The following is a 15,055-nucleotide window of genomic DNA, read 5'->3' as shown; positions in this document are numbered from 1 at the left end:
TTTGGCTGCATCATTTTTAATACTGACCCATAAAAACGCTCTAGGCTAAAAGAGCTGACAGCTACTTAAAAAGCCGCCGTTAATACACTTAAAAATGATATAACGCTGCGATTACTTGGGCAATAAAACGGTATCAATCACATGTACGACCCCATTAGTCGCCATCATATCCGTGCCGACGATATTGGCCGTATTGCCATTTTCATCAGTGATAACATTGGCATCACTGATAGAAATCGTCGCACCATTGGCGGTTTCAATGTCTGTACCATACGGGATATCAGCGGCTTTTACGACCATTGGAACCACATGGTATGGCAGTACACTTTTGAGTGTTTCTTGATCCGCCAGTAGCTCTTCTTTCGTGATGCCTAGCTTGGTCAGCAACGCTCCAAACGCCTCATCTGTCGGTGCAAATACGGTGTACTTATCCTCAGCCATTAGCATGGAGTCGAGCCCAGCCGCTTGCAGCGCTGCGGTCAAGACTGTTAAGTTTTCATTGCTGGCAGCCATTTCTCCGATGGTTTGCGTCGCGGCAGTCTCACCCATAGTGTCCGTCTCGGCCATCGGCTCAGTATCAGCCATTGGCTCTGTCATCTCTACAGGCTCACTCATGGTTTCTGTTGTTTCTGTGGTGGTGTCAGGCTCGACCACCGGCTCGGTCACAGTTTCAGTATCATTACAAGCAGCCAGTGATACTGCGGCGGTAACGATAGCGATAGATAATAGATTCCTTTTTAACATGATGCTTCCTTTATTTAACGGATAGAATTTTGGTTGTTTGATTAATAGCAGCTTTATAAATAGCAGTTTTATTAAAAGCAGTCTCAATAAAAGCTGGATAAATATAAGCTGAATAATAGGATTGAGCGGGACGCGAGAGTCCAGACCATCACTGCGCTGATAGCGTTTGTCGCGTATAAGCACAGCGCACATGGTCGTGACGGCTATCAATGTTTATGGTTATTTGGGCATCAACACACGATCCACCACATGTATCACCCCATTGCTCGCCGCAATATCGGTTTTGATGATATTGGTGGTACGACCCATTTCATCCATCAGCTGCCCTTTTGGCGTCACCATCAGCGTATCTTTACTCACGGTCGTGACATTGCCTGGTTTGACATCTTTGGCGTACATGGCCATATTGCCATTGATTACGTGATAGCCTAAGATTTTGGTCAATAATGGCTTGTTGGCAAATAGCTGCTCTTTTGTCATGCCAGTTTCTTTTAATGCTTGCATAAAGGCGGCGTTGGTTGGCGCAAATACCGTATAGTGAGCATTGGGATTAGATAAAGCACCGGCCAAATCTGCTGCTACGACCGCTTCTACCAATAACGAAAAATCAGAATTGCTTTGTGCGATTTGCACGACGTTCATCTTTGTCATAGATTGGCTGTGCATCGGCGCTTTCATTTGCGCGCTTTTGGTCGGCATCATGTTATTACAGGCACTAAGACCAGCGATTGAAACGGCCAATGTACCTATCGTAGCGATTTTAGAGAATTTCATATAAACATCCTTGATTATGAATTTTGTCAGATTGGTGATTTACTCATAAGGCCTGCTAATCTATAAGCCACTACCCTTTATTTATATTACCAACGTCAGATCTTCATATAGCAATGAATAAAAATGACAGTGTGCTGCACAATACCTATTGGATAACACAACACGCTACTTTCTTTATCCACTCTTTACGATATCTACTGATATGACAACTGATTAACAAGCCGCATTTCGATAAACCACATTATCAAAATACTTGTTAGTATTACTTATAAAATGCAAATCCTTATGTATACAAATTAACATATGGCAATCATTCATCTATCCATATTTACGCTATTTTTTGTGCGATGGATGTAAGTTTTGTCAGTTTTTTGGGCAGGTTTTTAAGTTTTCATGGTCAAAATCAAAGCTTTATGTAATCTTTAAGCGAAATGATATTCATTTGTGCCGGCTTATCAAATGGCCTAAACTGCTATCAGCTCAAACACTACCGCTCAGCTGATAAGTATTATGAGGGCGTGATTTGTGTGCAGCGTTTGATCACTCATGCTTGAACGCTTTATTATCATATGACACAAAGGAATATCGGCCTGCCCGTGTGTGATAGATTTTTCATGCTAAAATAATGCGAATTTGCCCATTCTATTTTGTGGTAATAACCGGTAGTTATATACGCGTTATGTACTGACACCTTTTTGCCCTCTCCTTTTTTAAATATTGACGAAATAAGCAGCGCTCCTATGACTCAACAGCCGACGACTCAACAGCCAACCTCTCAGGCTTCTTCGCAAACCGATCACTCAGCACCGTCAGCGGACGGCTTTGTACTAACGCCACCTGCCGTCTTCCCTTATAAAGAGCAGCAGCTCACCGCTCGCGTGCGTATCACTGAGCAAATGAAGTCGCGTATCTTGATGCTTGATGGGGCGATGGGAACGCAGATTCAGACGTATAAGCTCGAGGAAGCCGACTATCGCGGTGAGCGCTTTGCCGATATCGAGCAAGACGTGCGCGGCAATAATGATCTGCTGGTACTTACCCAGCCGCAAATGATACGCGACATTCATCACGATCATCTCGCAGCAGGCGCTGATATCATCGAGACCAATAGCTTTAATGGTACGCGGCTATCGATGTCTGACTACGATATGGAATATCTGGTGCCAGAGCTAAACAAGACCGCCGCGCAGATAGCACGGGCGGCAGCTGACGAATTTACCGAAAAAACCCCTAATAAGCCACGCTTTGTCGCAGGGGTCATCGGCCCAACTTCGCGTACCTGCTCGCTGTCCCCTGATGTCAATGACCCTGCCTTTCGCAATATTACCTTTGATGAGTTGGTGCTCAACTACCGCGAGGCAACGCTGGCACTGATCGAAGGCGGCGTCGATATCCTGTTGATTGAAACCATCTTTGACACCTTAAACGCCAAAGCGGCAATATTTGCCATCACCGGCGTGTTTGACGATATCGGTTTTGAGCTGCCGATTATGATATCAGGCACCATCACCGATGCTTCAGGTCGGACGCTATCGGGGCAAACGGCAGAAGCGTTTTATAACTCTATCCGTCACGCCAAGCCGTTATCAGTTGGCTTTAACTGCGCGCTTGGCGCTGATGCGCTGCGCCCGCATATTCAGACACTCTCAAACATCGCTGACACTTATGTCTCCGCGCATCCAAATGCGGGGCTGCCCAATGAGTTTGGTGAATATGATGAGACCGCCGAGCAAACCGCTGCCCTGCTTGAAGGTTTTGCCAAAGCGGGCATCCTAAACATCGTCGGTGGCTGCTGTGGTACTACTCCTGAGCATATCCGCCACATTGCGGATATGGTGGCAAACTATCCGCCGCGCGTAATACCAGAGATTGCTCCTGCCTGCCGTCTGTCTGGGCTTGAGCCATTTAACATCACCGCCGATAGTCTGTTTGTTAACGTCGGTGAGCGTACCAATGTCACAGGCTCGAAGAAGTTTTTGCGACTAATCAAAACCGAAGCCTATACCGAAGCATTAGATGTGGCACGCGATCAGGTCGAAGGCGGCGCGCAAATCGTCGATATCAACATGGACGAGGGCATGCTTGACTCCAAACAAGCGATGATTCATTTTGTCAATTTGGTCTCAGGTGAGCCAGATATCAGCCGTGTACCGCTGATGATGGACTCCTCTAAGTGGGATATCATCGAAGAAGGGCTTAAACGTATTCAAGGCAAGTCTGTCGTCAACTCCATCTCGTTAAAAGAAGGCTACGATGAGTTTGTCAAGCATGCCAAGCTCTGTATGCGCTACGGGGCTGCGGTCATCGTCATGGCTTTCGATGAAGATGGGCAAGCGGATACTTATGAGCGCAAAATCGAGATCTGCCAGCGCAGCTATGACGTGTTGGTCAATGAAGTTGGCTTCCCATCTGAAGACATCATCTTTGACCCCAATATCTTTGCGGTCGCCACTGGTATCACCGAGCACAACAATTACGGCGCTGACTTTATTAACGCCACTAAATGGATCACTGAAAATCTACCCAATGCCATGGTGTCAGGCGGCGTGTCCAACGTTTCGTTTAGCTTCCGTGGTAATCCGATTCGTGAAGCGATTAACTCGGTATTTCTCTATCATGCGATCAAAAATGGCCTGACCATGGGTATCGTCAACCCATCAATGCTTGAAGTCTATGACGACATCCCTGTCGAGGCGCGCGAGGCGATTGAGGATGTGATGCTCAATCGCAATCAAGGCGAGAGTGGACAAGATGCCACCGAACGTCTGATGACCATCGCTGAGAGCTATCAAGATGGCGGTAAGAAAAAGGACAGTACCATCGATATGAGCTGGCGTGAAGGTACGGTAGAAGAGCGCATTGCCCATGCACTGGTCAAAGGCATCACCACCTTTATCGAAGCCGATACCAAAGAAGCATGGGAGAAATACCCCAAACCACTCGACGTCATCGAAGGGCCTTTGATGGATGGCATGAACATCGTCGGTGACTTATTTGGCTCGGGTAAAATGTTTTTGCCGCAAGTGGTCAAGTCGGCGCGCGTCATGAAACAATCGGTCGCTTGGCTCAACCCTTATATCGAAGCAGAAAAAGTCGAGGGCGAAGTCAAAGGTAAGATCTTGATGGCAACGGTCAAGGGTGACGTCCATGACATCGGCAAAAACATCGTCGGCGTGGTGCTCGGCTGTAACGGCTATGATATCGTCGATCTGGGCGTGATGGTGCCATGCGAGACCATTCTCGATACCGCCATCAAAGAAAAAGTCGATATCATCGGTCTATCAGGATTGATTACCCCGAGCCTCGATGAGATGGTCTATGTCGCCAAGCAAATGCAAGAGCGCGGCATGACCTTGCCACTGATGATCGGCGGTGCCACCACCTCTAAAGCCCATACCGCGGTAAAGGTCGAACCGCAATATCAAAACGATGCGGTCATCTACGTATCGGATGCCTCGCGCTCGGTCGGCGTGGTGACCAAGCTACTGTCGAAAGAGCACCGTCAAGGCCTGATCGATGAAACCCGCGAAGAATATATCAAGGTACGTGAACGTCTGGCCAAGCGCCAGCCTAAAGCGGCCAAGATATCGTACGCTGACGCCGTCAAGCTTGGTTTTGACTATGACTGGGATAACTATGTGCCACCTAAGCCTAATAAACTTGGCCAAGTGATACTTGACGACTATCCGATCGCAACCCTGCTGCCTTACATCGACTGGACGCCGTTTTTTATCTCGTGGGGGCTGGCGGGCAAATATCCTAAAATCTTACAAGATGAGGTCGTTGGAGAAGCGGCGCGTGATCTATTCGCTAATGCCAATGATCTCATGCAAAAGATGATCGATGAGAAGTTAATCGTCGCTAAAGGCGTGTTTAAAATCATGCCAGCCAAGCGCACTGGCACCGACACCCTCACCGTTTATGATAAAGCGCTGGAAGACGGCGGGCAGCCAACGCATACCTTTGAGCATCTGCGTCAACAAAGCGACAAAGCCAGCGGCAAGCCAAACTTTAGCTTGGCCGACTTTATCTCGCCGTCGGACACGCACACTGATTATCTAGGCGGCTTTACCGTCTCCATCGTCGGTACTGAAGCACTCGCTGAAAAGTACAAAGCGGCAGGCGATGATTATAATGCCATCATGGTACAAGCATTATCCGACCGCTTAGCTGAAGCCTTTGCAGAGCATTTGCACGAGCGGATTCGCAAAGAATATTGGGGCTATCAACCCACCGAGAATTTAACCAATGATGAGATGATTAAAGAAAAATACGTCGGCATCCGTCCTGCACCTGGTTACCCTGCCTGTCCTGAGCATACGGAAAAAGGTAAATTGTTTGATTGGCTGGGTACAGTGGACGCTATCGGCACAACGCTAACTGAAAGCTTTGCCATGTGGCCGGCATCTTCGGTCAGCGGCTTTTATTACTCGCACCCTGATAGTAACTACTTTAACGTCGGTAAAATAGACCGTGATCAGTTAGAGGATTATGCCAAACGTAAAGAGTGGGATATGAATACTGCTGAGAAGTGGTTAAATCCGAATTTGTAGGAATATTTAGGTTTTAGATATGGAAGAAACTATAAAGCTTTGGTTTAAAGAAGGATATACAGATTTCAATTCAGGCAACGGTTTGAATCGAAATAGTCCCTTAGAGTTAAAACGTTTAAATATTATTGTAGGCGCAAACAATGCTGGTAAAAGTAGATTCATGCGCGAATTTATATTCAAATTAAAAGTAAATAGTGTGGATTTTAGGTATCCTCAAGCTTATAAAGATTATATCTCCATCATTAATAGCTTTATTTGCAACCACTCTTCAAAGCATCAGTTAGAAATACCTGACAACTCTTTATATAGCTTAGAAGATATCGTAAGACAATGGCAAGATATTGGCTCTTTTCTAACAGATACAAGAAAAGCTATTGAAGCTCATATCGCATATAGAACTAGCTCAATAAAATATAATACTTTAGAATATGCAATAGTTACAGGAAAGCTTCCTCATGAAGTCCGTGAACTTATCGATGATATAAATCAACTGATAGAAGGTCTGAGTAATATTAAAAATACTTTAGACTCTTTAAGTTTTAAAGCTTTAAAGTTTTACTACATTGATAGCTTGAGAAGCTTACGAAAGTTGAATTCACAAATGACCTCTACTGATGCTGTATCAGAATACTACCCTTTACTTTCTAGAACAATTACTGACTATAGTTTTGAGAAAGATGAAATAATCTCAGGCGAAGATTTTTTTGGCTTATTAACTGACTCACTGTTAGGTAAACCTGATGAACGCCAAAGAATTCAAAGCTATCAAGAAAAACTGTCTCATTATTTTTTTAATAATGAAGTTATAACTATTATTCCTCATTTGAGGACTGACAGTATAGAAATTAAAATAGGTGAAGCAGAACAGTTTCCTATCTCAAAACTTGGTGATGGCTTGCAACAAGTTATTATCCTTACTTATAAGGCTTTCTTAACAACTGAACCCTCCTTCTTTTTTATTGAAGAACCAGAAATGCATTTGCATGCTGGCTACGTTAAGCAGTTAATGAAGTTTTTATTGAATGAAACTGACCATTATTATATGGCGACCAGTCATTCAAATTACTTGCTTGATATGATTAACGAAGACAAACGTATTGCTTTATATCGTGTAGATAAAGAACAAATGAATGACGAAGAGAACAAATACGAGACGGTAATCAAACGTTGTGATGGTGACCGTACTGTACTGCAAACACTTGGCGTATCGCCTTCCTCAGTATTTTTAGCTAATTGTACAATTTGGGTAGAAGGTATCACTGACCGTCTATACTTTGTTCAATACTTAAAGAAATATCTAGAAGAGCTAAAAGAGATTGATAAAACTAAATGGGAAGACTACTCACGCTTTATCGATGGTTATCATTATGCGTTTGTGGAGTATCAAGGCTCAAACTTAGAGCACTGGGATTTCGAGGTTGACTCTTTAGAAGCGGTCGATAGCAGTAAGAATAAGGGACTAAATGCTATACTTGTAACTTCGAATGCTTTGGTAATAGCAGATTCTGACTTAAAAACGAAACCTAGGTTTGATGAACTTGAAAAACAGCTAGGAGATAAAATAGCTATCACTCAAGGCAAAGAGACTGAAAATACACTACCCAGAGAACTACTGATAAAACGTTTCTACCAAAAATGTCCTCAAAACGCTGTCTCTACGAAGGGGAATACTACAAAAATATCCTATAAAGATGAACATGACAGTTATTTCAATGATAGTTACCTCAAATCAGATGAAGGTGTGGGTGCATATCTTGATAATGTCATAATAGACATGCGTACAAACAACATTTTTCCTTCTCTTGAAGGAGAACAAGAGTCTTTTACTTTCTCTGATAAAGGAAAACAGGGCACAGTCAAAGGTAAAACTGATTTTTGTCATGCTATCGTTGAACTAATGCAAACAGAGGACTGGCAACTAACTGAGCCTGCTATAGAGCTATGTGAGTCAATATTCCAGCATATCAAAAGAAATAATGACTAACCTTAACTCTTTGGAACGAACAAAACGTCATATAAAGCCTCAATACTGTCGTAATGAATAAACTGTCCTTTATTGATAGTGCGGATATTAGGCCGTTCAGCTTTTATACCATCCGCATTAGCTTTAGTATGTTTTGCAATTTTAGCATTCTCTAGCCCAGTTAGTGGTTTTCCAGCCTCTGCACCAAAAAAGTAAAACGAGCGCAGCTCCAAAGTATCTTCATCAAATTCTATCCAAACGATACATCCTGAAGGTTTATTAGCTAAGCGTATATTAACGTTTTGACCTGATTTTTTAGCACCAAATTTTGAGGTTTTCAGTTGAATATGGCGAATAACACTGTTTTCTTCGAGAACAACATCGCAACCTGCGTTATCGACTTCAGGTTTCATGACCTCCAATTGACAGTCATCTTTTTGCCACGAAAGTCTAAGCATTTCACCAATAAATAAGTGTTCAATAAGCTTTTCTCGGAAGCTTGAATGTTCATAATGCTTGCTCATAATTTACCTTAATACTTTGTAGTAACTCAATCCGCTTTACTCTTCCCCCGCCGACACCGCTCCGAACAATACACCACATTGTCCCAATCCTTCTGCCATTTCTTGCGCCAGGTAAAAGGGCGCTGGCAAACTGGGCATATTTTCTCAGGTAGATTTACCTTTTTATGTGCCATGATGACCCTTACCGATTACTCATAATCATCAAATATTTTGTTCAGCCTATTTAGGCTATTGACGATCAGCTTGCCTGATTGATCGGTGCTGGTATCGATGGCAAGCTTCTCATCCATACGCATCGTTAGCGGTGCAAGCGCATCTTTTAGAGCGTGTGCTATCAGCGCGGCCTGCTCTGTGACATCGGTGGTCGATGCTTGATCGTCAGTACGGCTCGATAGACTCTGAGCCATCTGCTGTGCCAGTTGCTCGAGCGCGCCCACCAGTTGTACCATAAGCTGTTTTTGCATCTCTTGGTTTTGTTTGAGGTACTCGCCTTCGGCTTTATGGTCGTGCTTGTAGAGCTGTGTTAGCTGAGTCATGCTTTTTTCAAAGCCATTATCGATACTATCGCTGACTACTTTGACATTGTCTACAAAACCTGAGAGCACGCTGTCGGCGAGAATTTTTTGTGATTCAAGCTGGGCGTCTCGTTTGATTTGCTCAGCTGACTCGTTTAAACGCGCCAGCTGCTCAGGATCATTTTTTGTTACATAGCTCTCAAACTGACTGCTAATGGCTTGAAAGCCGCTAGCAAGATCGACAAGCTGCGCGACGATACGTGCGCCGATATCGCCATCCTCGCCGCCCATGGCTTTGTTGCGTAAGAAGTCGGCTTTGATTTGCGCCCAGCGTGCCTTTTCATCCTCTGTCAGCACGCCGCGCATCTCACCAAGCTTCAGTAGATTGCTCTCTGCGCCTTGAGTGAGTAGCTGCGACTCGCCCAAATAGTGATCATCAATTAGCTGATCCAGCTCTGCTTGATTCATGACGGCCGATAGTTTTTCGGTCATCTTATTCATATTGCGATAACTGCCTTGCAGCTTAAATATCGGCTCGGTGCGGTATTTATCATCTTGCGAGGCCGAGGCGATGTAGGCCTGATTGACATCAAGGATGACTGCTTGCACGGCAAACATATGGCGCAAGACAGCAACAATTTCATTAACTTCTGAGGTGCTATACGGATAGCTCAGCTCGCTAGCTTGGGCTTGCGCAAGGCTTGCATTGTCGGCCTTTGCCATTTTGATCAGTCGATGCACATCGCTTAAATCGCGGTTGGCAAGGGGCGCGAGTACCTTGTTTGAGGTCAAGGCGTTTTCGATATAACTGAGCGCAAATACCTCCTCCATACCGCTCATGATGTCGCCAAGATTATAGATATCGGCGCGGTTGGCGAGCATATCAGGGACTTTAAAGGCTTCCCCGCTTTCGGTATAGGGGTTACCCGCCATTACCACACAGAACTTTTTGCCGCGCATGTCATAGGTTTTGGTTTTGCCTTGCCAAACGCCATCGATGCGCCGCGTGCCATCGCCCAGTGAGATGAATTTTTGTAAAAACTCGGCGTGCGTATGCTGGATGTCATCCAGATAGAGCATGACGTTGCTGCCCATTTCAAAGGCAAGGTTAATCTTGTTTAGCTCCTCGCGTGCGGTGGCATTGGGCGCTTTTTCGGGGTCGAGGGAGGTGACATCATGACCGAGCGAGGGGCAGTTTATCTTCATAAAGATAAGCCCTAAGCGGCTCGCCACATATTCCATCAAGGTGGTTTTGCCGTACCCTGGCGGTGATATCATCATAAGGATACCCATCAGATCGGTACGCTTGTCCTCACCGACGGTACCCATTTGCTTGGCAAGATTGTCACCGATCAATGGCAGATAGCTCTCATTAATCAGGCGGTTACGCACAAAGGATGATAGCGGACGCGGCATAAACTCATTTAGCCGCAGCTCGTCTTTTGCCTCATGCAATATCTCAGTACGCATTGCCAGATAGCGCCTATAGGACGGAATGACTTGGCTGTCGTGATAATGTAAACGGCTTAAAAAATCATCGACCGCAAAGGTGAGGGTCTGCTGATGAATACGCTGATGCTCGCCCAATAAGCTGCCCACCTGTATCTCAAGCGCCACCTTACTTGTACTACGTGCAAAGCTTTGTACTTGATTTAGCGGGTGTTTGCCATTGGATAAAGACGAGGATGCTATAAAGGATAAGGTCGATGCCGAGGCGTGCTCCGGCGCCCTTGCATCAACGCTGACGCCCGACGCACTTAAGCGCTGCAATAAAGATGCGCGCATGGGGTCATCTAACTGGGTGAGCATGATAGCAATCGCTTCAGGTACATAATGGCGACCGATCTCCACCTGCTGCTGACGCCGCGCTTCCTCTTCTGCTCGCTTAGTGCGCACATCTTCGCTAGGCGCATCAGCATCATCAGCACTGCTACCATCTATAGCCTGATCTGTAACTATGCTATCTAGCAAAGCATAAAACCAAGTGGCTAGTAGCTCATAGGCAGATTTGGGCTGCAAGGTCAGCTTGCCAATAGAGGACTGCAGCTGCGTCATGCTTTGAGTAGCTTGCCCGCCGCTTGGGTTAGCATCCAATGCTTGGCGCAGCTGATCACACAGCGCTTGCGCTTGCTGGCTGGTTTGCCATGATAATGATAGCTTGTGATCGACAGTATCACTATCTAGACCACTGGCGAGCATCCCACTTGCATCAGTGCCAGCCTGCCCCATGACACTGACCAAGTATTCGCAGGCTTGCTGTACGTGCTGGTGTTGAAAGATAGTGGCGTCATTGCTATTGCTAGTATGATGACTATTACTGCCTGTATGGCTGCCATCATAAGCCGTGACAAACTCGCGCATGAGCATGGTCATATCGGCAATTAATAGCGCCTGCGCCCGATCGCTGCCAAGGCTACGCCGCAGCTGCTCGGCAGTCACCGCTCTATCGAGCCAGCTGCCGACTTGTAGCAGCACGTTTTCATTTAGCCAAGTGTCATAGCCAAAGGGTCGCAGAGCTTCTAGGCCAAGCGCTTGTACAAGGGACAGTTGCCAATAAAACAGCTGCGCCAGCGCGCGCACTTGCGGCGTATAAATAAGTAAACCGGCATCGCGTAGCGTGGGCAGGATTTGTAGCAATAGCAATGTGGCGTCATGATCATGAATGCCTTTGTCAAACCCAAGCTGATAGCGCGGCGTGGCATAAGCTTTGACCAATGTGGCCAGTGGACTGCTGGTAGTAATCTCGCCGCTGCTATCTATCGTATGAGCCGCATTGGCCATACTCACCGTGTCGTCATAAGCCTGATACAGACGCGCCTGCGTCAGGCCGTCTTGATTGTTTTTCGCGCTCTCGATGATGCGATAGGCCAAGTATTCAGCGCGGCACACCGTATCAGACTCAGAGGCAATACTCATGTCCCAATACGGGCGCAGCGCATTTAATTCTGCATTATCGAGCACTTCATAATAGTCTGTGCCGGTGAGATGTAGGTTTAGCACGCGGCTGCCGTCTGTTTGCTGACGACTGAGCAGCGTTAAGTCCAGCGGCTGAGTGTTGACCGAAAAGCGATGACGGCCGAGCTTGATGATTTGCCCACCGTCTTCAAACAGATCCGACTTGTCTTTGAGGCTCTTATAGCTTTCGACCTGAATGGCTTTGAGGCGTGCGTCGATATCGTCTGCTTTGACGCTAAACCCCATCTGTTGCAAGTCTTTGGCGATGCTCCGCACTTTTTGTACCAGACCATCAGAGGCAAAGTAAGTATTGAGCGCTTCTTCCTCGGCAAATCCAGTGACGCCAGTGCTTTGGGTGCGTTTTTTGATACTCTCAAGCATCCGCAGTGCGCCATCACCTAGGTTTTGCGCCCGGCGATTACGGGCATCGAGCAGCTGCTGTTTATGATTTTCAAAAGTATCAAAAATCTCTTCGCGCTTGGTGATGATATCTGCCAAAAACTGATCGCCGCCCCCCGTCTCAGGATCAGCAAACTGACTCTCAAGCTCCTCTAGCTGCACCAGTAGCTTGGCCATTTGCTCATCTGATTTCTCCGGCGTATTGGCAATCGATAAGGCATTGGCAATCGACTGACCAAACAGCTTAAACTGCGCCCCAAATTGCGCAATCGCTTCGGCAGAACCTAAGCTTTTACGTTTATGATTGAGCTTGGCCTTGTTTTGATTGAGGCGCGAGTAAATGGACGATATGTCATCGATGATTTGCGTACGGACGGTGGCATCAGCGACATCGAGAGTGCCCAGCAGCTCGGTCAACAAGTCCAGCCCTGCAGCGGTATCGTCGATTTGCTCAAGCACCGGTTTGAGCTCGCTATTGGTTTCGGCGGTGTTTAGACGTTCGCTGACATCTGCTAAGATATCCTCATAGCTGGATAATGCCTCCTCACCGCTTAAAAACGTCACGGTTTTTTCGGCCAGCTCGCTCTCTGCTTCCTCCAATTGCTTTTGCAATGCTTGTAACTTATCGGTATCTAGATAGCGCAAGTCCTCTAAGCCGACCAGCCGACCTTTTTGCCGCCTGAGCGCCGATAGCTGCGCCACATAGTCACTGGCTGACTCAAAGTTTGTGATTTTTATTTGCCGCAGGATATCATTTTGCTGAGCGTCGGCATCCGCTAGTGCTGTTTGGGTCTGCTTTTGGATACTTTGGACTTTGGCAAACTCATCAATGACCAGCTCGGCGGTGGCGGTGACGTCTTTGATACTGCTTGCAATATCGCCCAGCTCTGGCTCGGACAACCAATAATAGCTATCAAAGAGACGGCTGGTATTGTCGGCGAGCTCTTCATAAAGCTTTTGCGAGACGCTTTGATTGTCAATGAGACGAGTGATGCTATAAAGATCTGAGATACCGCGTACCAGCTCTTTGTTACCGATTTTGCCATAAAAGCTCGTGCTTTCAGGCAACTCGCTGACATACTCATGAGACGCATATGGCGTATGCCATATCTGCATTGGATGAATGCGTGACGGCTCATTTTGCGCACTAAACAGCACCAAACGGCCGTTTTCAGCCAGCGCCATGCCGTTACAATAAATGGGGTTTGCCAGCTGTTTTTTGATAAGGTTGTAAGGAAATAACCCCGTGACGCCAAGTGCTCGGTCATAAAACAAAAACAATACATCTTCGCCATTGGGCGAGATGATCTTACGTTTAAACTTTAGGTTTTTTCCCGTGCCGCTACCCGTACTGGTGTTGGCATCGCCATTATGAGCATCAAACAGTTTATACTCGCCTGTCTGCAGATAGTAGCCTCCAGGGAAGATGATGCCGTGATCCTCAGGCAGCTGCACACACGACTGCCCGATGGCATCCAGCCGCAGCACAGCCTCGGTCAAGGTGTTATAAACAAAGTAGCGATAGCTGTCCTCGCGATACGGTAATATCTTGAGCAAAATCAAGCTGCCCACCTTGGCATAATCGATCTGAGCATCGGTAAGCGACTGGGTACGGTCATCGACCGGCTCGCTATAGATGCCCTGCCCTGACTCGGTATTGTTTTCGATTTTGATGGTCAAGTCACCGCCGACCGTTTCCACAAATATGGTGTCTAGGATATTCATGTGCGGATATTTGCCATTGATCATCTGCTCACGCGTGGTCTCTATCCACTCAAAATCATAAGCAGGTGGTAGCTCAATATCGCGCTCACCGCGATTGTCGACATAAGCCACTTGCGCAGCCTCTGGTGTGCCTTCGCTAAAATCAAGCGCAAAGCGAAACACCCGAATATCGCTGATACGCTCACCGATCTGAAACGCCAGCAAAAGCTTGCTGTCTTTGACCGTCAGCTGCATAAGGCGCGTTTGCTTGTAATAGCGGTATAGCTCGTTGAAGTCTTGCACAAAAGCTTGCTGATCTAAAAAAGTCCCTGCCAACTCGACTTCTTCTAACTGATACGCCTCTTCTTGATTGGCTTGGCTTTTCTGCGCGCCCTCCTCAGCCGTATCGCCACCATCAGTTGCCTTGCTCAGACGATATAGCGATAGCACATCCTTGATACTACTAGCGCGCTTAAGCCCCATAAAGACGTTGTAACCAAACAGCAAATAATCACCGACCTGTACCATATCTTGCGCCACGCAGTTATATTCGGTACGAATACGCGTGCGGGCAATCACTTGCATCTGCGTGCTGCCAAACTCCTGTAGGCGTGCATTATTCAAGGTCGCGGTTTGCTGCTCTAAGCGGCTACCTTGCTCGGTAAGGCGTTTTTTTATAAGCTCATAGGCGTTACCTGAAGCGACGGCCTGATCGGCTTGACTGCTGGGCTGGGCTTGATTGGCTTGGCTATCGTTGTCGGTGCTATCTAGATTGGTTGAGTTTTGCGTATCCGCCATCGTGAGTCGTCCACTTCTGTTTTTATATAATAAAAGAATTTTGGGCAATAAGAAAAGATGAGATAAACTTAAGAAAATCTTGACTGGTCTAAAAAAACGAAAAGTAACGTTAAGCGACAAAGGCGT

The 15,055-nt window shown here is 46.4% G+C and carries 7 protein-coding genes; 2 read left to right on the top strand and 5 right to left on the bottom strand.

Annotated elements, in window-relative coordinates; translation table 11 throughout:
• Nucleotides 1–111 precede the first annotated feature (111 nt).
• Nucleotides 112–744, bottom strand: a complete 633-nt coding sequence (locus CAP50_RS03200) for a fasciclin domain-containing protein (RefSeq protein WP_100749117.1) — start codon at nucleotides 742–744, stop codon at nucleotides 112–114.
• A gap of 219 nt (nucleotides 745–963) precedes the next feature.
• A complete protein-coding gene (locus tag CAP50_RS03195) occupies nucleotides 964–1,518 on the bottom strand; it encodes a fasciclin domain-containing protein (RefSeq protein WP_100749062.1) in 555 nt (184 codons plus the stop codon).
• Nucleotides 1,519–2,258: 740 nt separating this feature from the next.
• Between CAP50_RS03195 and metH the strand changes: the two genes are divergently transcribed.
• Nucleotides 2,259–6,071, top strand: a complete 3,813-nt coding sequence (metH, locus tag CAP50_RS03190; RefSeq protein WP_100749061.1) for a methionine synthase — start codon at nucleotides 2,259–2,261, stop codon at nucleotides 6,069–6,071.
• A gap of 19 nt (nucleotides 6,072–6,090) precedes the next feature.
• Nucleotides 6,091–8,055: an AAA family ATPase gene (locus CAP50_RS03185; RefSeq protein WP_100749060.1), complete on the top strand. Its 1,965-nt coding sequence runs from the start codon at nucleotides 6,091–6,093 to the stop codon at nucleotides 8,053–8,055.
• A 2-nt stretch (nucleotides 8,056–8,057) separates the two neighbouring features.
• Here the strand turns inward: CAP50_RS03185 and CAP50_RS03180 are convergent, their stop codons facing one another.
• The 3 genes from CAP50_RS03180 to CAP50_RS03170 are packed head-to-tail and all read right to left on the bottom strand — an operon-like array spanning nucleotide 8,058 to nucleotide 14,929.
• On the bottom strand, nucleotides 8,058–8,558 hold the full coding sequence (locus CAP50_RS03180) for a hypothetical protein (protein WP_100749059.1): 501 nt from the start codon (nucleotides 8,556–8,558) through the stop codon (nucleotides 8,058–8,060).
• A 26-nt stretch (nucleotides 8,559–8,584) separates the two neighbouring features.
• The gene (locus tag CAP50_RS03175; RefSeq protein WP_100749058.1) at nucleotides 8,585–8,731 is read right to left on the bottom strand and encodes a DUF2256 domain-containing protein; all 147 of its coding nucleotides are present in this window, start codon (nucleotides 8,729–8,731) and stop codon (nucleotides 8,585–8,587) included.
• Nucleotides 8,732–8,746: 15 nt separating this feature from the next.
• On the bottom strand, nucleotides 8,747–14,929 hold the full coding sequence (locus CAP50_RS03170; protein WP_100749057.1) for a DNA repair ATPase: 6,183 nt from the start codon (nucleotides 14,927–14,929) through the stop codon (nucleotides 8,747–8,749).
• Between the last annotated feature and the right edge of the window lie 126 nt (nucleotides 14,930–15,055).

This window comes from Psychrobacter sp. L7, from assembly GCF_002810365.1.
In the GTDB taxonomy this organism is placed as follows: Bacteria; Pseudomonadota; Gammaproteobacteria; order Pseudomonadales; family Moraxellaceae; genus Psychrobacter; species Psychrobacter celer.
This window is presented reverse-complemented; position numbering and strand designations above follow the sequence as displayed.

Excerpts from the sequence above, each read along its gene's own strand:
- CAP50_RS03200 (WP_100749117.1), bottom strand. The coding sequence starts at position 744 with ATGTTAAAAAGGAATCTATTATCTATCGCTATCGTTACCGCCGCAGTA.
- CAP50_RS03175 (WP_100749058.1), bottom strand. The coding sequence starts at position 8,731 with ATGGCACATAAAAAGGTAAATCTACCTGAGAAAATATGCCCAGTTTGC.
- CAP50_RS03195 (WP_100749062.1), bottom strand. The coding sequence starts at position 1,518 with ATGAAATTCTCTAAAATCGCTACGATAGGTACATTGGCCGTTTCAATC.
- metH (WP_100749061.1), top strand. The coding sequence starts at position 2,259 with ATGACTCAACAGCCGACGACTCAACAGCCAACCTCTCAGGCTTCTTCG.
- CAP50_RS03170 (WP_100749057.1), bottom strand. The coding sequence starts at position 14,929 with ATGGCGGATACGCAAAACTCAACCAATCTAGATAGCACCGACAACGAT.
- CAP50_RS03180 (WP_100749059.1), bottom strand. The coding sequence starts at position 8,558 with ATGAGCAAGCATTATGAACATTCAAGCTTCCGAGAAAAGCTTATTGAA.
- CAP50_RS03185 (WP_100749060.1), top strand. The coding sequence starts at position 6,091 with ATGGAAGAAACTATAAAGCTTTGGTTTAAAGAAGGATATACAGATTTC.